At 34.4% G+C, this 21,922-nt stretch carries 21 protein-coding genes; 6 read left to right on the top strand and 15 right to left on the bottom strand.

What is annotated here, in order from left to right; all coding sequences use genetic code 11:
- Positions 1 to 32: 32 nt before the first annotated feature.
- On the bottom strand, positions 33 to 731 hold the full coding sequence (locus tag WHC90_RS09305) for a zinc metallopeptidase (protein WP_188598202.1): 699 nt from the start codon (positions 729 to 731) through the stop codon (positions 33 to 35).
- An 87-nt stretch (positions 732 to 818) separates the two neighbouring features.
- Here WHC90_RS09305 and WHC90_RS09310 point away from each other — a divergent pair, with 87 nt between their 5' ends.
- From WHC90_RS09310 to WHC90_RS09335, 6 genes are all read left to right on the top strand, one after another.
- The gene (locus tag WHC90_RS09310) at positions 819 to 1,856 is read left to right on the top strand and encodes an asparaginase (protein ID WP_188598203.1); all 1,038 of its coding nucleotides are present in this window, start codon (positions 819 to 821) and stop codon (positions 1,854 to 1,856) included.
- Between the two features lie 275 nt (positions 1,857 to 2,131).
- Positions 2,132 to 2,848, top strand: coding sequence for a MotA/TolQ/ExbB proton channel family protein (locus tag WHC90_RS09315; RefSeq protein WP_188598204.1), 717 nt, complete (start codon positions 2,132 to 2,134; stop codon positions 2,846 to 2,848).
- A 5-nt stretch (positions 2,849 to 2,853) separates the two neighbouring features.
- Positions 2,854 to 3,327 carry a hypothetical protein gene (locus tag WHC90_RS09320; protein WP_188598205.1) on the top strand — a complete coding sequence of 158 codons (474 nt, stop codon included), beginning with the start codon at positions 2,854 to 2,856 and terminating at the stop codon, positions 3,325 to 3,327.
- Between the two features lie 6 nt (positions 3,328 to 3,333).
- Positions 3,334 to 3,957, top strand: a complete 624-nt coding sequence (locus WHC90_RS09325; protein ID WP_188598206.1) for an ExbD/TolR family protein — start codon at positions 3,334 to 3,336, stop codon at positions 3,955 to 3,957.
- A gap of 21 nt (positions 3,958 to 3,978) precedes the next feature.
- Positions 3,979 to 4,446, top strand: coding sequence for an ExbD/TolR family protein (locus WHC90_RS09330; protein WP_188598207.1), 468 nt, complete (start codon positions 3,979 to 3,981; stop codon positions 4,444 to 4,446).
- 101 nt (positions 4,447 to 4,547) lie between these two features.
- On the top strand, positions 4,548 to 5,219 hold the full coding sequence (locus WHC90_RS09335; protein WP_188598208.1) for a porin family protein: 672 nt from the start codon (positions 4,548 to 4,550) through the stop codon (positions 5,217 to 5,219).
- Here the strand turns inward: WHC90_RS09335 and WHC90_RS09340 are convergent.
- The 14 genes from WHC90_RS09340 to polA all read right to left on the bottom strand — a co-directional run bounded on the left by WHC90_RS09340 (position 5,214) and on the right by polA (position 21,859).
- Positions 5,214 to 5,813 (bottom strand): hypothetical protein, encoded by a 600-nt coding sequence (locus WHC90_RS09340; RefSeq protein ID WP_188598209.1) that lies wholly within the window; start codon positions 5,811 to 5,813, stop codon positions 5,214 to 5,216. The two genes, WHC90_RS09335 and WHC90_RS09340, sit on opposite strands and share 6 nt — an antisense overlap.
- A gap of 5 nt (positions 5,814 to 5,818) precedes the next feature.
- Complete coding sequence (gene rpoN, locus WHC90_RS09345; RefSeq protein ID WP_188598210.1) at positions 5,819 to 7,279, bottom strand: RNA polymerase factor sigma-54; 1,461 nt, start codon at positions 7,277 to 7,279, stop codon at positions 5,819 to 5,821.
- 26 nt (positions 7,280 to 7,305) lie between these two features.
- Positions 7,306 to 8,739 carry an asparagine--tRNA ligase gene (gene asnS / locus WHC90_RS09350; RefSeq protein WP_188598599.1) on the bottom strand — a complete coding sequence of 478 codons (1,434 nt, stop codon included), beginning with the start codon at positions 8,737 to 8,739 and terminating at the stop codon, positions 7,306 to 7,308.
- Positions 8,740 to 8,892: 153 nt separating this feature from the next.
- Entirely contained in the window at positions 8,893 to 11,262 is a 2,370-nt protein-coding gene (locus tag WHC90_RS09355; protein ID WP_188598211.1) for an efflux RND transporter permease subunit, read from the bottom strand.
- Between the two features lie 95 nt (positions 11,263 to 11,357).
- Entirely contained in the window at positions 11,358 to 11,912 is a 555-nt protein-coding gene (frr, locus tag WHC90_RS09360) for a ribosome recycling factor (protein ID WP_188598212.1), read from the bottom strand.
- A gap of 21 nt (positions 11,913 to 11,933) precedes the next feature.
- The gene (gene pyrH / locus WHC90_RS09365) at positions 11,934 to 12,644 is read right to left on the bottom strand and encodes a UMP kinase (RefSeq protein WP_188598213.1); all 711 of its coding nucleotides are present in this window, start codon (positions 12,642 to 12,644) and stop codon (positions 11,934 to 11,936) included.
- Positions 12,645 to 12,814: 170 nt separating this feature from the next.
- On the bottom strand, positions 12,815 to 13,780 hold the full coding sequence (gene tsf, locus WHC90_RS09370) for a translation elongation factor Ts (protein WP_188598214.1): 966 nt from the start codon (positions 13,778 to 13,780) through the stop codon (positions 12,815 to 12,817).
- A 78-nt stretch (positions 13,781 to 13,858) separates the two neighbouring features.
- A complete protein-coding gene (gene rpsB / locus WHC90_RS09375) occupies positions 13,859 to 14,623 on the bottom strand; it encodes a 30S ribosomal protein S2 (RefSeq protein ID WP_188598215.1) in 765 nt (254 codons plus the stop codon).
- A 142-nt stretch (positions 14,624 to 14,765) separates the two neighbouring features.
- Positions 14,766 to 15,152 (bottom strand): 30S ribosomal protein S9, encoded by a 387-nt coding sequence (gene rpsI, locus WHC90_RS09380; protein WP_188598216.1) that lies wholly within the window; start codon positions 15,150 to 15,152, stop codon positions 14,766 to 14,768.
- Entirely contained in the window at positions 15,152 to 15,607 is a 456-nt protein-coding gene (gene rplM, locus WHC90_RS09385) for a 50S ribosomal protein L13 (protein ID WP_188598217.1), read from the bottom strand. Before rplM ends, rpsI begins: the two co-directional genes overlap by 1 nt.
- A 188-nt stretch (positions 15,608 to 15,795) precedes the next feature.
- The gene (locus tag WHC90_RS09390) at positions 15,796 to 17,463 is read right to left on the bottom strand and encodes an RluA family pseudouridine synthase (RefSeq protein WP_229664898.1); all 1,668 of its coding nucleotides are present in this window, start codon (positions 17,461 to 17,463) and stop codon (positions 15,796 to 15,798) included.
- Between the two features lie 143 nt (positions 17,464 to 17,606).
- Positions 17,607 to 18,101, bottom strand: coding sequence for a hypothetical protein (locus WHC90_RS09395; RefSeq protein WP_188598218.1), 495 nt, complete (start codon positions 18,099 to 18,101; stop codon positions 17,607 to 17,609).
- Positions 18,102 to 18,172: 71 nt separating this feature from the next.
- Positions 18,173 to 18,811: a hypothetical protein gene (locus WHC90_RS09400; protein WP_188598219.1), complete on the bottom strand. Its 639-nt coding sequence runs from the start codon at positions 18,809 to 18,811 to the stop codon at positions 18,173 to 18,175.
- 183 nt (positions 18,812 to 18,994) lie between these two features.
- Positions 18,995 to 21,859: a DNA polymerase I gene (gene polA, locus WHC90_RS09405; protein WP_188598220.1), complete on the bottom strand. Its 2,865-nt coding sequence runs from the start codon at positions 21,857 to 21,859 to the stop codon at positions 18,995 to 18,997.
- Positions 21,860 to 21,922 lie beyond the last annotated feature (63 nt).

The following is a 21,922-nucleotide window of genomic DNA, read 5'->3' on the forward strand; positions in this document are numbered from 1 at the left end:
CAAAAAGGCATTTTTCTTTATTGTTTGTTTACTTAATCTCTGTTTCCTAAAATTTGCAATCCCCAATACAATAACATAGCTAGTGATCCCAAAGCAGCAACCAAATAGGTTCTGGCCGCCCATTTTAAAGCATCTTTAGCGCCATCCAACTCTTGAGTCGTTAGCATCTCTTTGTTTCTTAACCAAGCCAAAGCTCGATTACTCGCATCGTATTCTACAGGTAAGGTGATAAAACTAAAAACGGTAGCGACTGCCATTAGGACTAATCCTCCAACGGCAATCATAAAACCAATTCCAGTATCTCCAGAAGTAGCTCCAAGTATAATACCTCCAATGACCATCCATTGTGAAAACTTAGAAGAAATGTTTACCATAGGCACTAATTTTGATCGCATACCTAGCCATTTGTAAGCTTTTGCATGTTGTACTGCGTGACCTACCTCATGCGCTGCAACGGCAGCAGCTGCGGCATTTCTTTGGTTGTACACACCTTCACTTAAATTTACTGTTTTATTAACCGGGTTATAATGATCGGTTAGCATTCCGGCCGTCGAGATAACTTTGACATCCGTAATTCCGTGATCGGAGAGCATTTTTTCTGCAATCTCGGCGCCACTCATCCCATTTTGTAAGTGGATTTTTCCGTAAGTTTTAAACTTTTTCTTTAGTGTATTGCTAATCAGCCAGCTGATCAAAGAAATGATTCCAATTAATATGTAAAATCCTATCATCTATTAAGTATTTATTATTCAATTATTCTTGATAAATTTACAGCATAAAGTATTCCAAATTTACTTTTTTGAATAAATAATGCCAAAATGACAAACGTTCCAAAGATTTTATTGATATATACCGGTGGTACCATTGGTATGGTTAAGGACTATAAGACCAATGCGCTTAAAGCTTTTAATTTTGAAAAGTTGCTAGATAGGATTCCAGAACTACAGCAATTAGATTGTCATATTGATACCTATTCTTTTGATGAGCCTATTGATTCATCAAATATGAATCCTGATTATTATAGAATGATCGCAGAGGTTATAGAGCAAAAGTATGCCAACTTTGATGGTTTTGTTGTTTTAACCGGGTCAGATACCATGTCATATACTTCATCGGCCTTGAGTTTTATGCTTGAGAACCTAGAAAAACCTATTATTTTTACCGGATCTCAACTACCCATAGGGCATTTAAGGACTGATGCTAAAGAAAACTTGATTACCTCTATAGAGATTGCCTGTGCAAAAGACAAAAATGGAATTGCAATGATTTCTGAAGTTTGCCTGTATTTTGAATACAAATTATACCGAGCAAACAGAACAACCAAAGTAAATGCAGAACAATTTGAAGCTTTTGCTTCTCTTAACTATCCTCCATTAGCAGAGAGTGGAGTTCATTTGCATTTTAATGAAAGTTTGTTACACCAACCCGCTAAGCGAAATCAAAAGCTGATTGTCCGAAAAATGCTCAATGAGCAGGTGGTTATTTTAAAATTATTTCCAGGCATTACAGAGCATGTTGTAAAATCCATTTTAGAAATCCCTACTATAAAAGGAGTAGTCTTAGAAACTTATGGATCTGGCAACGCTCCAACCTACCCTTGGTTTATAGAGCTTTTAGATACAGCAATAAAAAGTGGCATACATATTGTTAATATTACTCAGTGTGTAAGTGGGAGTGTTAGTATGGGTCATTATGAAACCAGTGTAGAAATGAAAAACATAGGGGTGATTAACGGCAAGGACATGACCACAGAATCAGCGATTGCTAAGTTGATGTATTTATTAGGCCAAAAAGAAGAAGTAAAACAATTTAAAGAAATTTTTGAAAGTTCATTGAGAGGAGAGGTAGATGCCTAAGGGCTTAATTCTACTGCATTATTGTTAACAAAACGTTAACATTATTGCCCTTTTTACATAAAAATCAGGCTATTTGTATTTTTTACCATAAAAATCTTGATTTTTTTTTATTGAGTCAACAATTTTTTGTTAATTGGCACTCTCAAAACTGTAGAAAGTTTTTTAAGGAGTTTAATAGATGTAGTTTTTTAAATTCTGGTTTAGACTTTTTGCTTTATTGAAATTTAAATTAATATCTTTAACCCGTTAACTATTAAAAATTAATTATAACAAAGATGAAAAAAGTAGTAAATATCCTAACAGTAGCAGGATTCATGTTTTTTGGAGCTATTCAATCAACAGTTGCGCAAGAAGTAGCAGAAAAAACTTTTCACCAAGAATTGAAAACTCGTTTTATAGAAGGGGGTCCAGCATTCATGGGTATTGTATTAGTTGCCTTAATTTTAGGATTGGCAATTGCTATCGAGAGAATCATTTATTTAAACATGGCAACAACCAATACTAAGAAATTAGTCGCTAAGGTAGACGAAGCGTTAAATTCAGGTGGTGTTGATGCTGCAAAAGAAGTTTGTAGAAATTCAAAAGGACCTGTTGCGTCAATCTTTTATCAAGGTTTAGACAGAATGGATGAAGGCGTAGAAGCTGCAGAAAAAGCAGTTGTTGGTTACGGTGGAGTTCAAATGGGACTTTTAGAAAAAAACATCTCATGGTTATCATTGTTCATTGCTTTAGCACCGATGTTAGGGTTTATGGGAACAGTTATTGGTATGATTTCTGCTTTTGATTCTATTGAGCAATCGAATGACATCTCTCCAGGAGTTGTAGCAGGAGGTATTAAAGTTGCACTTTTAACAACTGTATTCGGTTTGATCGTTGCGATTATTTTACAAATTTTTTATAACTATATCGTTTCTAAAGTAGATGCTATTGTAAATAGCATGGAAGATGCATCAATCTCTTTAGTAGACTTATTAGTAAAATATAAAAAATAATAAAAATGAGTAAATTATCTAAAATATTAACAGGTGTTGCCGCGGTTATCGCAGTAATCGGTTTTTATTACTTTGTCATGATTCTTAATTATGGTGAGGATGCAATAAAATCCGACCCTGATGTTCAAGGAAGTACAATATCACCTTTTGTGACGTTTTCTGTGATCGTTTTGGTTTTGGCCATCGCATCAGCAGTGATTTTCTCGGTGATTAACATGGTTAAAAACCCTGAGAGTTTAAAAAAGACCCTACTTAGCTTAGCTGTGTTAGCAGTTATATTTGCTGTAGCTTATATGTTCTCTAAAGACACATCTTTAGTAGATGCTGTTGGAAACAAAGACTGGCAAGCTACTATTGATAGTGGTGAAGCAGGTTCTATTAGCAAATGGGTTGATACAGGAATCAGATACAGTGTTGTCTTAGGTGCTATTGGTTTAGGACTTTTTGTAGTGGACATTGTAAAAGGACTTATAAAATAACACGATATGGCAAGAAGAGAAAACCCGGAAATTAATGCAGGTTCAATGGCAGATATTGCTTTCTTGCTACTTATCTTTTTCTTAGTAACTACTACTATGGATGTTGATTCAGGTATTTCTAAGAAGTTATCTGAAAAACCACCAAAAGATTTTGTTCCTCCAATTATTAAGGAGAGAAACATTTTTGAAGTAAATATCAATGGAAACAACGAATTGTTGGTAGAAAATGAAGCGATGAAGTTGAAAGACTTAAAAGCTGCAGCTATTAAATTTATTGATAACGGTGGAGGAGAAGGAAAAGTTGAAGACGGAGTGTCTACAGGTCCTTGTACGTATTGTAAAGGAGAAAAAGACCCTAGTTCTTCAGATCATCCAAACAAAGCAGTTATTTCTGTAAACACAAATAGAGTTACAGAATATGAAACATATGTACTCGTTCAAAACGAACTATTAAAAGCGTATTCTGAGCTTAGAGATAGATTGTCAAATGAGCGTTATGGTATATCTTTTAAAGCTCTAGAAGCTGCTTATTTAGATGATAAAAAGAACGAAGATTTGAAGAAAAAAGTTGAAGATATCCGAACAAGTTATCCTCAAATTATTTCTGATACAGAACCGAAATCAAATTAATCATCATTAAAAGTAACAATTATGTCTAAATTTGGAAAAAAGAAAAAAGGATTACCAGCTGTAAATACTGCTGCCTTGCCAGATATTGTATTTATGTTATTGTTTTTCTTTATGGTGACTACTACGATGAGAGAAACTGAACTTAAAATTCAAACACCAAAATTGCCTAGTGCAACAGAGGTTAAGAAATTAGAACACAAGAGTTTGGTAAGTACTATCTATGTTGGTAAAGCTAAAACAGAGAAACAAGGTAAAGGAGATAAGATTCAGTTGAATGACAAAATCGCAACTGCAGAAGATGTTCCAGCATTTATTTTAAATGAAAGAACCTTAGTGAGTGAGGCAGAAATTCCATTTATGACTGTTTCTATCAAAGCTGATAAAAAATCTAGTGTTGGTACAATATCAGATATCAAATTAAAATTAAGAGATGTAAATGCTTTAAAATTGAGTCTTTCTACACAAAAAGGAAGTGAGATTAAACAATAAGTATTACATGCTTTAGTATACTAAAAGGCAATCATTATATGATTGCCTTTTTTTATTGAAATATACTATCTTTAACATTCTAAAGTTTATACTTCTATCTTATGAAACAACTGCTAACTTTTGTTTTACTATTTATGACCAGTCTTGCCTTTTCTCAAAAGGATTCTCTTAGAACTGGTGATCGCTATTTAGAAGATCAGTTATATCTAACAATCAGTTATAATCAATTGTATAGCCAGCCTGCTTTGTTAAGAGGGAGCGGTTTTTCTTATGGTTTTAGCATGGGGTATATAAGAGATATTCCATTGGTTAAAAGCGGTCATTTAGCTTTTGGTGCTGGTCTAGGGTTTGGTTATGATTCTTTTAATCACGGATTAAAAGTAACCGAACAAAATAATCAAGTTGTCTTTGATGTAGATGCCCAAGTTAGCTCAAATCCACTTAGAATCCACACGATAGAGCTTCCGTTTGAATTTCGCTGGAGAACTTCAACTGCTAATAAATTTAAATTTTGGCGGGTTTATGCTGGAATTAAATTGAGTTATAACCTTAAAAATCAATTTAGCTACGATAATGGCACAACTGTTATAGATTATAATAATGTAGATCGGTTTAATAATTTTCAATATGGCTTAACACTTTCTACTGGTTATGCCGCTTTTAATTTTCATGTGTATTATGGGTTAACGCCATTGCTTAAAGAATCTGCTTTAGGAACCCCTGATATTAATACAAAAGTTATAAAGATGGGCTTAATCTTTTATATACTATAACAGATAATAAAGTCCAAATTGACTGCAAAACCCAAGGAAAAACCCAAGATAAATTTCTAAAGGAGTATGTGCTTTTAAATGCAAACGCGCGCTTGCAAGAATACCTGTTAAAACAAATAAGATAGCTATAATTGGCAATGCACTTACTGAGTTTGCCGAAGTAAAGATTAATACAAAAGCAATAGCGCTACTCATAGAGAGTATATGCAAGCTCGTTTTGATTTTTAGTACAAATAGGAGGTAAACTACTATTAAAGCGGCTACAGTGCCGTAAAAGAGCAATCCAAGCTCTCTAAAATCAGAAATGTTTACAAAAAGCTTTCCAAGGATACTAAAAATAACCAACATGATAAATAAGGGTATTTTTCGTTCTTTAATACTGTGCACTTGGTAACTTTCTACATAGCCTAGAAGTTTTAATACGATAAGTGAGGTAAGTGGAATGATATAGGTTGCAAAAAACACAATACTTATTAAAATATATTGCCTTTGAATGCTAATAGGGCTAGGATTTAATAATAAAAAAAGCAAGATTCCTATCGTTGGTATTACGATAGGGTGTAAAATAACAGATATGAATTTATAAAACTTCACTAAGCTTAAATCTCTTTGCGTAATCGAGCCACAGGTATGTCTAATTGCTCTCTGTATTTTGCAATAGTTCTCCTTGCAATCGGATACCCTTTTTCTTTTAAAACCGCAGCTAATTTATCATCGGTTAAAGGTTTTCTTTTGTCTTCGTTTTTTATAACCGTCTCTAAAATTGTTTTAATTTCTCTGGTAGATACATCTTCTCCTTGGTCATTTTTCATAGACTCAGAAAAGAATTCTTTGATTAGCTTGGTGCCGTAAGGAGTAGAGACATATTTGCTATTAGCCACACGAGATACTGTAGAAATATCCATGTTGATGGTGTCTGCAATATCTTTTAAAATCATGGGTTTTAATTTTCTGTCATCCCCAGTCAAAAAATAGTCATACTGATAATGCATAATCGCACTCATAGTAATCATTAGTGTTTGCTGGCGCTGAATGATAGCATCAATAAACCATTTTGCTGCATCTAATTTTTGTTTGATAAAACCAACAGCTTCTTTTTGAGATTTACTTTTTTCTTTAGATTCTTGGTAGCCCTTCAGCATATTGCTATAATCCCTAGAAATATGTAATTCGGGCGCATTTCTCGCATTTAGGGTAAGGTCTAATTCACCATCAATAATACGAATTGAAAAATCTGGTACAATTTGCTCCGCGATTTTATTATTACCTGCATAAGAACTACCCGGTTTAGGATTCAGTTTTTCTACCTCTTTAATAACTGCCTTTAAATCTTCTTCTGAGATCGAGTAGCGCTCCATTAATTTGGCATAATGTTTCTTTACAAAAAGATCAAAAGAGTTTTCAAGGATGTTAATGGTTAACGATCTTATTTTTTCTAAAGGCTTTGATTTTAATTGTATAATTAAACACTCCTTAAGGTTTCTAGCACCAACACCAATAGGATCCATTTTATGAACCACTTTGGTTAGCATTTCTGTTACCTTTTGTTCTGTGGTAAATACATTTTGTGTAAAAGCCAAATCATCTACCAAATCAACTAGTTCTCGACGAATATAACCACTGTCATCAATACTACCCACCAAGAACTCTGCAATCAGTCGTTCTTCTTCAGTCATCCGAAAGGTGTTTAACTGATTGGTCAACGATTGATGAAAGCTGGTGCCTGCAGCATAAGGCATGGTTCTGTCTTCATCATCCGAAGAGTAATTATTTGCCTGAGTTTTATAACTAGGAACTTCATCATCACTAAGGTACTCGTCAATATTGATATCTTCTGCGTCAATTTTTTCGTTACCATTATCATCATCATATTCATTCTGAAAATCATCATCTGATGAATCCGTATTGTCTTTACCAGTATCTAGAGCAGGATTTTCTTCGATCTCTTGTTTTAAGCGCTCCTCAAAAGCTTGCGTAGGCAGTTGAATTAACTTCATCAACTGAATTTGCTGAGGAGATAATTTCTGTAACAGTTTAAAATTTAAACTTTGTTTTAACATTGCCTATACTTACTAAATTTTATTAATTAAAATTCTGCGTTTTGTGGGGTTCTTGGAAAAGGGATCACGTCTCTAATATTTGCCATTCCAGTAGCAAATTGCACCAAACGTTCAAAACCTAGTCCAAAACCAGCATGTACTGCGGTTCCAAATTTTCTAGTGTCCAAATACCACCACAATTCTTTTTCATCAATTCCTAAAGCAGCCATTTTTTCTTTTAAAACATCTAATCGCTCTTCACGTTGTGCGCCTCCAACAATTTCTCCAATTCCAGGAAACAAAACATCCATAGCTCTTACTGTTTTTCCATCTTCATTTAAGCGCATATAAAAGGCTTTAATGTTTGCTGGATAATCAAATAAAATAACCGGACATTTAAAGTGTTTTTCAACCAAATAACGTTCGTGTTCAGATTGTAAATCAGCTCCCCACTCGTTGATAGGAAATTGAAACTTCTTCTTTTTATTTGGTTTTGAGTTGCGCAATATATCGATCGCCTCTGTATAGCTAACTCGTTTAAAATTATTTTCAGTAATAAAACGCAGCTTTTCTAGCAAGCTCATTTCACTTCTTTCTGCTTGTGGTTTTGATTTTTCTTCTTGACTTAATCGTTGGTCTAAGAATGCTAAATCATCTTGACAATGTTCTAAAACATAGGCTAAAACAGATTTGATAAAATCTTCTGCCAAGTCCATATTGCCATCTAAATCCATAAAAGCCACTTCTGGCTCTATCATCCAAAACTCTGCCAAATGGCGAGTAGTATTTGAGTTTTCAGCTCTAAAAGTAGGACCAAACGTATATACTTTACCCAATGCCATTGCATAGGTTTCTGCTTCTAGTTGTCCTGAAACTGTCAGGTTGGTTTCTTTTCCAAAAAAATCTTTTGAGTAGTCAATGTCACCTGCTTCAGTAAGAGGGGCCTTATTGGCTTCAAAAGAAGTCACTTTAAACATTTCACCAGCACCTTCGGCATCAGATCCAGTAATAACAGGTGTGTGAACATAATTAAAACCTTCATCTTGAAAGTACTTATGTACTGCAAAAGACAGTTTAGATCGCACTCTCATAACAGCACTAAAGGTGTTTGTTCTAACGCGTAAATGTGCGTTTTCACGCAAAAACTCTAGACTGTGTTTTTTTGGCTGAATAGGGTATTCTTCTGGGTTTGAGTCTCCCAAAATTTCGATTTCACTTACTTGAATTTCTACCGATTGCCCTTTTCCTTGGCTTTCTACCAAAGTTCCTTTTACGGCAATTGCAGCGCCAGTTGTGATTCTTTTTAAGGTTTCTTCATCTGTGTTTTCAAAGTCGATTACACATTGAATATTATGAATGGTAGAGCCATCATTAAGTGCAATAAATCGATTGCTTCTAAATGTTCTAACCCAACCCTTTAACGAAACTTCTTGTAAAAAAAGTTCTGATTTTAATAAGTCTGAAACAGTCCCTTTAATCATCTCTCTAAAATATTTATTTATATTGATTGCCATCTGTTCTGGCAATTACAAAGATACTTTTTTAAGAGATAACGAGCAATGAAAGAAGCATCAATAATTAAGCTTCGCTTTGAGGCTTCTATTGTTAAAAAATTAGTTTGTTCAGCGCTGTAATTATGGCTTTTCTTCTTTTGGAGGAAGAATCTTTATGCTTGGTTCTTTGAATACTTTCTGGTTTGAGATTTTCTTTTCAAAAGAAAGTAGCAAAGAAGGTAGTAATAACAAGTTAGATACCATAGCAAACAAAAGAGTTACAGAAACCAGACCTCCTAAAGCAATAGTTCCTCCAAAACTAGAAATAGTAAAGACTAGAAAACCAAAAAATAACACAATGGACGTGTAAAACATACTCACACCAGTTTCTCTTAATGCGCTGTATACTGATCGAGTAATTTTCCAGTTGTTGGCTTGTAATTCTTGCCTGTATTTTGCTAAAAAGTGAATGGTATCATCCACAGATATACCAAAGGCAATACTAAACACCAAAATTGTTGACGGTTTAATAGGGATGCCTAAAAAGCCCATCAATCCTGCTGTAATTAGTAGGGGTAATATATTAGGTAAAATTGAGATTAAGATCATTTGGTACGATCGAAACATCCATGCCATAAAAATTGCAATTAGTAAAATAGCTAATGACAAAGAAATGATTAGGTTTTTGATTAGGTAATTAGTCCCTTTTAAAAAGACCAAGGCCTTTCCGGTTAGGGTTACCTCATAAGTATCTGCATCAAACTCTTTGTCTATAATGGCTTGTAATCGATTTTGAATATCATCCATTTTGTCAGTGCCCACATCCTTCATAAAGGTGGTGATTCTTGCATATTGACCAGTAGAATCTACAAAATTATTAAGCATTTTGGCATTGCCATCAGAATTTTTGGTAAAGGCAAAAATATGACTCTGTTCTTGTGAGGTAGGAAGCTGATAATATTTAGGGTTCCCTTTGTAGTAGGCTTGTTTTGAGTATTTTACAAGGTTTACTACAGATATTGGTTTAGAAAGTTCAGGAAATTGCTCAATAACTTCATTGATCTTTTCCATCTTTTTAAGTGTCGATAATTTCATGACACCATTTTCTTTTTTGGTATTTACCAATATTTCTAAAGGCATGATTCCTCCAAATTCGGTTTCAAAAAACTTAATGTCTTTGTAGAAGTCTTTTCCTTTAGGCATGTCTTCTATTAGGCTTCCAGAAACGCGGATTTGATAGATGCCGATAATTCCAAAAATGATAATGATCACAGTAGAGATATAAATGGTGATTCTATTGTGTCTCACCATTTTTTCCATCCAGTTTACCACATTTTCAATCCATTTTTTTTCTAAGTGATTTAGATGTTTCTTTTTAGGAAGTGGCATAAAACTATAGATGATTGGAATAATCATCAAAGCCAAAATAAATATACAAACGATGTTGATCGAGGCAATAATTCCAAATTCTCTTAACAGTTGGCTCTTTACAAAAACAAAAGTTGCAAATCCAGAAGCTGTTGTAATATTGGTCATTAAAGTAGCGTTACCGACCTTAGAAATGACTCTTTGCAATGATTTTGCCTGGTTTCCATGCTTCTTAACCTCTTGCTGGTATTTGTTAATTAAAAATACGGCATTGGGTACACCAATAACAATGATTAATGGCGGAATTAATGCTGTTAAGACCGTAATTTCATATTGGAATAAGCCAATAAATCCAAAGGCCCAAACCACACCGATCATGACTACAGATAGTGTAATAAATGTGGCTCTATACGAGCGGAAAAAGAAGTAAAAAATAATTGCGGTGATTCCTAGAGCTCCTAAGACAAATAATAAAATCTCATCTTGAATGTTTTGAGAATTTAAGGTTCTAATATAGGGCATTCCAGAAACACGTACGTTTAAGTCATTGTCTTTCTCAAATTTTTCTATGGTAGGGATAAGTACATCAAAAATATAATCTCTTCGTTGCGGAGTGTTTACAATATCCTTTTTAATGTAAATAGCAGACTGTACAGTTCCAGTATTCTTATTGTAAAGTAGATTGTCATAAAACGGAAGGTTTTCAAACAGATCCTTTCTAATTTTATCTACTTCATTTTGTGTTTTTGGTGATTGTTCAATAAGGGGTTCTAAAACAAATTTTCTGTTTTTTCTATCTACTTCTAGCTTTTGAACATCGGCTATAGAAACGGTAAATTCTATTTCTTCTGCCTTGTCTAATTCTTTGGTAAGTGAATTCCAAGCTTCTAGTTTTTTTGGAGTAAATAAAGTAGTATCCTTAATTCCAAGCAGAATTAAATTTCCTTCTTCACCAAAAACTTTTAAAAATTGGTTGTATTGAATGTTTGCTTCGTGATTTTCTGGAAGTAAGTTCGCCTCAGAATACGAAAACTTCATATACTTCATTTGACTGGCTAAAAAAGCAGTACAGATTGCAATTACAAGTAGAACTACATAGCGGTTTCTCAAGATTAAACCTGCAGCTTTGGTCCAGAAATTCATTTAAAAAAATTTTAGCAAAGGTAACAAATGCCCTTTAAATAGCTGGCATAAAAAAAAGCGTTTGTCAACGCTTTTTTTTAATTTTTTATTTACAATTAGACGGTCAAGATCTCTTTTTCTTTGACCGCTAAAAGTGCTTCTGTTTGTTTTACAAAATCATCTGTTAAAGTTTGAACATCAGCTTCTGCAATCTTTTTCATATCATCAGAAATGTCTACTTTTTTAATCTCGTTGTTGGCGTCTTTTCTTGCATTTCTAATCCCGATTTTGGCATCTTCAGCCTCAGCTTTTGCTTGTTTAGCCAAGCCTAAACGTCTTTCTTCTGTTAATGCAGGAACATTGATAATAATGTTTTCTCCATTATTCATGGGGTTAAAACCAATATTGGCAAGCATAATTGCCTTTTCAATTTCTTGAAGCATGTTTTTTTCCCAAGGTTGTACAGTAATGGTACGTGCATCGGGTGTGTTTACATTGGCAATCTGACTTAAAGGTGTTTGAGAGCCATAATAGTCTACTTGAATTCCACCTAACATAGCAGGAGTTGCTCTACCAGCTCGAATATTTCTCAATTCTTTAATTAAATGCGCTATGGCATTTTGCATTTGTTCTTTGGCCGAGTCTAAAATAAATTCAATCTCTTCGTTCATCACTTAAAATTTATACTTTACTTATTTATTATCAACTATGGTTCCAATTTTTTCTCCAGAAACCAATTTCATGAAGTTTCCTTTTTTGTTCATATCAAAAACAATAATTGGAAGCTTATTTTCTTCACTTAATGTAAACGCAGTCATGTCCATTACTTTTAAGCCTTTTTCTATGACTTCTTTAAAAGTAATGCTTTGAAATTTAATTGCATCTTTATTTTTCTCAGGATCAGAATTGTAAATACCATCTACACGAGTCCCTTTTAAAATAGCATCTGCATTAATTTCTATGGCTCTTAAGACAGCAGCTGTATCTGTAGTAAAATACGGATTTCCGGTACCTCCTCCAAAAATAACAACACGTCCTTTTTCTAGATGACGATTGGCTCTCCTTTTAATATAAGGCTCTGCAATTTCTTTAATCTCAATAGCTGTTTGGAGTCTTGTCTGAATACCTTCTGCTTCAAGGGCACTTTGTAGCGCTAAACCATTAATGCAGGTTGCAAGCATCCCCATATGATCTCCTTGAACTCTATCCATACCGTTACTCGCTCCAGCAACACCTCTAAAGATGTTTCCTCCTCCAATTACAATGGCTACTTCTATTCCTTTTTCTACAACTTCTTTAATTTCCTTGGCATACTCAGACAGTCGTTTTGGGTCTATCCCGTATTGTCTGTCACCCATTAAAGCTTCGCCACTTAATTTTAAAAGAATTCTTTTGTATTGCATGTATTGATTTGTATTTAATAAAATTCTCGCTCAAACGAGAACAAAGGTTTGGCAAATATAAGAAATTCCATCAAAGCATTTTTTGTTTTTAATAAATAGAGTGAAGTTCTATGCAAAAAAAAACCATCCGTATTGGATGGTTTTTATTATGGTTTTTTGAGAACTTAAGATTATCCTAAAGTAACTCTTTTAAATCCGCTTACTGCAACATCTCCATACGTTTTAACGTATTGTGCAACATTCTTCTTTTCGTCTTTAATAAACACTTGATCCAATAAACATTGTTCTTGATCTAAGGTTGTATTATCAGAAATAAAACGCTCCATTTTACCAGGTAAAATACGGTCCCAAATTTGTTCTGGTTTTCCTTCAGCTTTTAATTCAGCTTTTGCAGCTTCTTCAGCTTTTGCTAAAACATCTTCAGTTAACTGAGCCATAGAAATAAACTGTGGTACATTTTTCAATGTTTTCCCTAATCTACCTAACTCAATATTGTCTTTTTCGATTACAGCAATTCTCGCTTCAGTTTCTGATGCAATATAAGCTGGGTCAAAATCTTTATAAGATAAAGTAGTAGCTCCCATTGAAGCAATTTGCATTGCTAAGTCTTTAGTTAAAACATCAGCTTTATCAACTGCGTTTGTTAAACCAACGATAGCAGCAATTTTACCGATATGTGTATAAGAACCAACATAAGCAGCTTCAATTCTTTCAAAAGCAGTAATGTCTAATTTCTCTCCAATAACACCAGTTTGTTCAACTAATTTATCTGCAACTGTCATTCCATCAAAATCAGCAGCTAAAAATTCTTCTTTAGTGTTGAAGTTTAAAGCGATGTCTGCAAGTTGACCAGCCAATGCTACGAATGAATCATTTTTACCAACAAAGTCAGTTTCACAAGCCAATACGATTGCTATTCCAGCAGTGTTATCAGCGTTAATTCTTGTAATTGCAACTCCTTCTGTAGATTCTCTATCAGCTCTTTTTGCAGCTACTTTTTGTCCTTTTTTACGTAAAACTTCAATTGCTTTGTCAAAGTTTCCTTCTGCTTCAACCAATGCATTTTTACAATCCATCATTCCAGCACCAGTAGCTTCTCTTAAGTTTTTTACGTCTGCAGCACTTATTTTTGTCATGTCACTTAGTATTTTTTGTAAAAACAATTCTGATTTTTTGTGAAATCAGAATTGTTATACAGTTTATAGATTTGTTAATTATTTAGCTTCTTCAGTAGTTTTAGCTTCTGCTTTTGGAGCTTCAGCAGCTTCTGGTTGAGCTTTTTCTTTTCCAGCTTTTCTTTCTGCCAAACCTTCAGCGATAGCATCAGTAATAAAACTTAATACTTTATCGATAGATTTAGAAGCGTCATCATTTGCAGGAATTACAAAATCAATCGGTCTTGGATCAGAGTTTGTATCTACCATTGCAAAGATTGGAATGTTTAATTTTTGAGCTTCTGCTACTGCAATATGCTCTTTTTTAACATCCACGATAAACAATGCACCAGGTAAACGAGTCATATCAGTAATAGAACCTAAATTCTTTTCTAATTTTTCTCTTTGACGGTTGATTTGTAATTTTTCTCTTTTAGATAAAGCATCGAAAGAACCATCTAATTTCATTCTGTCAATAGATGACATTTTCTTTACTGCTTTTCTAATAGTGATAAAGTTGGTTAACATTCCACCAGGCCATCTTTCTGTAATGAAAGGCATATTGATGTTCTTTGCTTTTTCTGCAACGATATCTTTAGCTTGCTTTTTAGTTGCAACAAAAAGAATTTTACGTCCTGAGTTTGCTATTTTTTGTAGCGCTTCAGCAGTTTCTTCTATTTTAGCTGCAGTTTTATACAAGTCAATGATGTGAACACCATTACGCTCTGTATAAATATAAGGAGCCATGTTTGGATCCCACTTTCTAGTTAAGTGTCCAAAATGAACACCATTGTCTAATAATTCTTTAATGTTTACTTTTGCCATTGTTTACTTTCTTTAATGTAGCAATACCTAAGTAGTCTTTTGAGAGTCTTAGGTATTTAGATGCTAAACTGTTATTTAATTATAAATGAACAATTCACTTCTACGTTTGTAAAGCAACTCCAAATAGAATCGGAGTATGCGATTAACGTTTCGAGAATTGGAACTTTTTTCTTGCTTTCTTTTGACCGAATTTCTTTCTTTCAACCATTCTAGGGTCTCTAGTCAATAATCCTTCTGGTTTTAAGACTGCTTTGTGCTCTTCGTTGATTGATACCAATGCTCTGGTAATTGCCAAACGGATTGCTTCTGCTTGTCCAGTTACTCCTCCTCCAAAAACATTTACTTTGATGTCGTAAGACGTTAAGTTGTCTGTTAATTGTAAAGGTTGGATAACTTTATATTGCAACGTTGATGTTGTAAAATAATTTTTAAACTCTCTTTTGTTGATTGTAATATTACCTTTACCTTCAGTAAGATAAATACGTGCAACAGCGGTTTTTCTTCTACCTATTTTGTGTACTGTTTCCATTATCTAAGATCGTTAACGTTAATAGCTTTTGGGTTTTGAGCCGCATGTTGGTGCTCTGCTCCTGCATATACATATAAATTTCTGTACAATGCACTTCCTAATTTGTTTTTAGGTAACATCCCTTTTACTGCTTTCTCGATCAATCTTGTAGGATCTTTCTCAAACATTTCTGTAGCAGTAAGCGATCTTTGACCTCCTGGATATCCAGTGTGACGGATGTAAGACTTGTCAGTCCACTTCTTACCAGTTAGGTTGATTTTTTCTGCGTTGATTACTACAACATTATCACCACAATCTACGTGAGGTGTAAAGTTGGTTTTGTATTTTCCTCTAATTAGCATTGCTATTTTAGAAGCAAGACGACCCAAGGTTTGTCCGTCCGCATCAACAACCAACCACTCTTTATTAGCAGTGTTCTTGTTTGCCGATACTGTTTTGTAACTTAATGTGTTCATACACTATTAGTTTTTGTCAATTAATAAATAAAAATTTTTCCTTAAAAAAGGTCTGCAAAGGTACGATTAAATATTAAATAGACAAGCCTAGTTTTTCTTTAATTTACTGATTGAATATTAGATAGCGCCTCTCTGTTGTTTCTTAATTGTGTGATAGATGGCACTTTTGTTTTGAATGCTACTGGCTTTTAAAATTCTGGAGCTATTTTAATCCGCATTTTTTCTAAGGATGTTGGATGGGTAAACTCAATAGATTCTGCATGTAGATGAAGTCTATCTGCTTTAGAACCGTACAAGTCATCTCCCACGATTGCGGTGTTTAACCCTAAAATATGAGAAGTATGCATTCGCAATTGATGTGTTCTTCCGCTGATTGGATAAAGATAAACTCTCGTTTTTCCATCTTTTTCATCAATCTTTTCCCAATAGGTTGTGGCAGGTTTTCCGTGCTCAAAACAGACTAACTGCCGGGGTCTATCATCTAAATCTACACGTAAGGGCAAAGAAATTTTCCCTTTGTTGCCTTCTATCATACCATCCAAGACAGCGACATATCTTTTTTTGATACTTTTACTAATAAACTGCTCTTGTAACTGCTTATTGGCTTCTTTAGTTTTTGCTAATATTAAAAGTCCTGAGGTAGACATGTCTAAGCGATGAACAATTAAAGCGCCTGTTGCCTCAGGGTATTGTTTTTTTATTCGACTGTACACTGAATCTTGGATCACAATCCCTGGGACTGATAAAAATTCTGCTGGCTTGTTAACAATCAGCATCACATCGTCTTCAAATACAATTTCTATTTCTTTTCCTACAGCAGGGTTTTGTAGTAGGGGGTTGGTGTCTACCTCTAAGCCTTTGAGCATATGGGTTAAAATAGGCTTGCACTTTCCTTGGCAGGCGGGGTAAAAATGCTGATGTTTTCTAATTTCGGTATTTGGAGATTGACCCCACCAAAACTCAGCCATGGCTATAGGTTTAAGTTTTTTCTCAAAAGCGTATTGTAATAGTTTTGGAACAGCACATTCTCCTGCACCTGCAGGAGGTTTTTGGTTTTCAAAGAGATTAAGTAAATTTTTAACCTTGCCGTCGGCGTTTAAAAACTGATATTGTTCAAATAAAAAATTCTGTAAGTTTCCTGATTTTTCTTTGCGTTCTGCTTTGAGTTCGTTTAGCCTATCATCATAAACTGATACAGCGTTTTGAGCAGCAGCCAATCGGTGCTCCCAATATCTAATGACATTGTTTAGAAAATATTTACTCTCTAGACTTTCTTTAGCCAATACCTCACAAAGTTCTTGGTGAGCTTCAGTACTTAAGTGTTGCTTGCCTTTCTGTCTGCGTTGATCTCTATTGATTTTGGCTTCTTTACCTTGCAGTCTTTTTGCTGCAATATCTTCTTGACTTTCTATAAGCTCTTTTTTATAAGCCGCTTGCAGTTTTTTATATGTTTGATTTTGCTCTAGGGTTTCAATCTCTAAATTAATCTGATTTAGCTTTTCTTCTTCTTTTAAAAAATAGCTTCCTTGATGTAGCATGTCAAATACTGGAGGTACAAATACTTGGTGTTCGTTGGTTGCTGCTAGTTTTCCAGAAACAGCTGCTAAATAGCCAAGCTCTTGGTTTTGGTTCTCCACTACCAAAACGCCAAACATTTTGCCAAGTGGGGTTCCTTCCTTTTGAGGATTCAGACCAAAATTATGCTCCCAATCTGTTTGACTTGTCAGGTAATCTTGCAGCTCTTTAGCAGCCAACTCACAGAGAGGGTGAGGGTCATAATAAAAAGGGTAGGTAAATTTTTCAGGAAGTTTAATGCCCGTAATTGAAGAAGTAAAATGCTGAAAATGATTTCCCAAAATAGATAAATATAGTTTTGTGTCGCAGTCTTTTTACTGATTAGCGAGTGGCTAACAATAAGGATTTTGCTGCTGCAAAAATACATATTTATTTACTGACACCTAAGTAGGTACAAAGAAAGAATATTGCAGTTTTTTAGGGGTTATCTGTTAAAAGAAATTTCCCAATAACCAGGTTCATAAATTTCAATTTCGAAATTGTTTAATAAAGAAGCAGTGTTGCTAAACGGGTTAACTTCATAGTTTCCAGGAGCATTCATCGATATAGAAAAAGGAAATTGAACATTGTCATAGCCTTTTTTCTTGCCCATTACCAATGAGTTTCCACTAGATCTAATAACGCTCATCTTTGGAATGTTTTTTGAACCGTTTTTAATAGAGAGCATAACTCTTTTTTGCTCTCCAATTTTTCGAATGGTGAACTTTAATGTAGGGTTTCTACTAATCACTTTATACGCAACTTTTTCTTTAATACTGTCTTTGCTAATAGTGTCATTTAGCTGAGTAAATAAGCGTTCTTTTTGAGTATTTAGTGTACTGTCTTTTAATGCTTCTTTTTTTAGCTTATCGTCTGTAGAAGTATTAAAACCAAATAAAAGGCTTATTGAAAGTGCAGTTGTGATTAGATAAGAATTCATTAGATGTGTTTTTTTAAAATAACGCAAGAAACATGCCAAAAATGTAAGTGAGTATTGCTTGTAAAATTATATTAGTTTTGATATTTAAAAGAATCAAAAAGCACATAATTTTCTTTGGTTGTTTTTATGTCTCCCATAAAATGTAAGTTCTCTAAGCTGGCATGAACCCTAAATGGAGTGTTAGATTTTACCTTAGTTTGTAGGGTTTTTACCAGTTTGTTATTGATTAACCATTTAACCAAATAAAAGCCATCCACATCAATAAGCTCTATAGTAAAATCTGAGTAAGCGCCCATTTTGACTGCAAAATGACTAGAGTTAGATGGCTCAAATTGAGAAACACAGTAAACAATTGCCTCGTCTTCTTTTAAATGTATTTTGTCTCTGTCTTCTTTTGCTCCTGAACCAATTTCAAAATCAAATTCAAATTCTTTTATGTCATTGTGATATAAAAAAGCTCCAATGCTACATTGCTCATATAAGGTAAACTCTGGAATAAAAATTCTCCACTGATAAGTACCTGTGGTAAAATTATTGCTTTTGGTTCTAACTTTAACCCGATCTAAAGAGTTGGCTCTAGTGCTTATTTTTAAATGCCCATTTTCTAGCGCATATGATTTTGGGCTTTTCCAAGAGTTGTTTTCCCAATAAGTTTTAAAATTTTCTAAATCCTCAAAATTATCTTGAAACACTATCTTTTTTTTAACCATGACAGCCTGGGTTGTACTGCAATTTAAACAGAAAAGACTAGTGATTACTAACAAAAAAAATCTAAATTTTTGAATCATAGCTTTTAAGATTTAAAGAGCTTTATTGGTCTATTTTTAGCCCAGCTTGCTGGATTAGGTTAATCCACAACAACCAATTGTAGCCTGCGGATTAATTTTTGGAGTTTAATGTGCTTCTAGCCAGTTGTTCCCCATGTCAATTTCTACATCTAGAGGAACGGTTAATGTAAAGGCATTTTCCATTTCTTGTTTGATAATAGGCACGATTAAGTCGATTTCATCTTTATGTGCATCAAAAACCAACTCATCATGTACCTGCAATAACATTTTTGATTTAAATTGTTCCTTTTTAAAGCGTTCATCAATATGAATCATGGCTAATTTAATAATATCAGCTGCACTTCCCTGAATCGGTGCATTGACTGCATTTCTTTCTGCAGCACTTCGAACGATTGCATTTCTAGAGTTGATATCTTTTAAATAGCGTCTTCTTTGCAGTACAGTTTCTACATAGCCATGATCTCTTGCAAAATCAATCTGTTTTGCAATATAACTCTTTAGTTTTGGGTAGGTTTCATAATAGGCTTCTATCAGCTCTTTGGCCTCAGATCTGCTAAGATCTGTTTGATTGCTTAATCCAAAGGCCGAAACTCCATAAATGATTCCAAAATTGACTGTTTTTGCATTGCTTCGTTGCTCTCTTGTAACTTCGTTAATCGGTACATTAAAAACCTTAGAAGCTGTAGAAGCATGAATGTCCTCGCCGTTTTTAAAAGCATCTATCATGGTGGTTTCTTCACTCAAGGCTGCAATGATACGCAGTTCTATTTGACTGTAATCTGCTGCCAACAATAAGTAGTTCTCATCTCTTGGGATAAATGCTTTTCTCACTTCGCGACCGCGAGCTGTTCGGATCGGAATATTTTGCAAGTTTGGATTGTTAGAACTCAGTCTCCCAGTTGCGGCTACTGCTTGCGCATAAACCGTATGGATGCGTTGAGTTTTAGGATTTATTTCATTTGGCAAGGCATCTACATAGGTGCTTTGCAGTTTTTTATATTGACGATACTCAAGAATATCTCTAATAATTTGATGGTCTTTTGCCAAATAAGAAAGGATATCTTCTGAAGTCGCGTACTGTCCTGTCTTGGTTTTTTTAGGCTTGTCTACCAGTTTTAGATTTTCAAAAAGAACAATCCCTAACTGTTTAGGCGATGCAATATTAAAAGTTTCATTTGCTTCTTGATAGATGGCTTCTTCTAATCGATGAATGTCTTGGGCTAAAGCAGAAGAAAGTTCTTTTAAGAAAGGCACATCGATGTTGATTCCTTCAATTTCCATGGCAGCTAAAACAGAAACCAAAGGCATTTCTAATTCTTTGCAAAGTTTGTTTACATTGCCGGCAATCATTTCTTTTTCAAAATGTACTTTTAGTTGTAAAGTAATATCTGCATCTTCAACCGCATATTCTGTTTGCTTATCCAGTTCAACAGACCTCATAGTCAATTGGTTTTTTCCTTTCCCGCCTGCCGAGCGGGCAGGTTTACCAATCAATTCGGTAAAAGAAATGGGTTGATAGTTTAAATAGGTCTCCGCTAAAACATCCATGCCGTGACGCATGTCTGGATTGATCAAGTAATGGGCAATCATCGTATCAAACAGTGGTCCTTTAACTGCCATACCATAATTAGACAATACTTTAATATCGTATTTTAAATTGTGGCCAATTTTTTCAATAGTATCATTTTCAAAAAAGGGTCTAAATTCTTCTAGTATAGCAGCGGTCTCTTCTTGATCTTCTGGAAAAGCCACATAATAGCCTTTTCCAATCTCATAGGCAAAGGCAATTCCGATTAGGCTTACTTCTAGTGCTTTTAAACCTGTGGTTTCTGTATCAAAACAGACTGATTTTTGCTGAAGTAAGTTTTTTAATAATAATTTTCTAGCTAGCGGAGAGTTTACCAATTGATAATTATGCGCAGTATTTTCGATGGTTTTATAGCCTGACTCGCTTTCTGTTTCTGTTAGGTTTCCACCTCCTGGAGTTGCAAATAAATCAAATTGTCCACTAGTTTGAGTCTCAGCGGCTTGTTTTGAGTTCGCGGTAATCTCTGGATCTGCTTTTGATGTATTCTTGGCATCCATCGCGGCAAAAGTCTTTAAGAAATTTTCCGTTAAACGTCTAAATTCTAGCTCGTTAAAAATGTTTTTTGTGGCTTCAATATCTGGTTGACACATTTCAAAGTTTTCTTCATGAAACTCTACTGGAACATCAAGCATAATGGTTGCAAGTTCTTTAGATAAGAGTCCAAGCTCTTTGGCTCCTTCTACTTTCTCTTTCATTTTTCCTTTTAAATCGGCAGTATTGGCCAAGAGGTTTTCTATGCTCCCGTAAGCGGCTAAAAACTTTTTCGCAGTTTTTTCTCCAACTCCAGGTAGGCCTGGGATATTGTCTACAGAGTCTCCCATCATCCCTAAGAAGTCTATGACTTGCTCAGGTCTTTCTACGCCAAATTTTTCTTGTACTTCTGGGATACCCCAAATTTCATAACCTCCTCCAAAACTTCTGGGTCTGTACATAAATATGTTTTCAGAGACCAACTGAGCAAAATCTTTATCAGGAGTCACCATAAAGGTTTGGTAACCTTCTTTTTCGGCTTTCTTTGCTAAGGTTCCAATAATATCATCAGCCTCAAATCCTTCCTTTACAATGGCGGGGATTTTCATAGCTTCTAGTATGCGCTCAATATAAGGGACAGCAAGTCTAATAGCCTCTGGAGTTTCTTGTCTGTTTGCTTTGTAGGTTGGGAAAGCATCAGTTCTTGCAACACTACCACCTCGATCAAAACACACAGCCAAATGATCTGGGTTTTCTCTTTTAATCACATCAAGCAATGAATTGGTAAAACCCAAAATAGCAGAAACATCTAAGCCTTTTGAATTAATTCTTGGGTTTTTGATAAATGCGTAATATCCTCTAAAAATTAATGCATACGCATCTAATAAAAATAGTCGTTTTTGTTTTGCCATAGGTTCTTTTGCTTCGATCCGATAAAGCTACGAAACTTTAACAGGATGTTAAAATGCATTTGC

The sequence above is a fragment of the Polaribacter pacificus genome (genome assembly GCF_038024035.1).
Classification (GTDB): domain Bacteria; phylum Bacteroidota; class Bacteroidia; order Flavobacteriales; family Flavobacteriaceae; genus Polaribacter; species Polaribacter pacificus.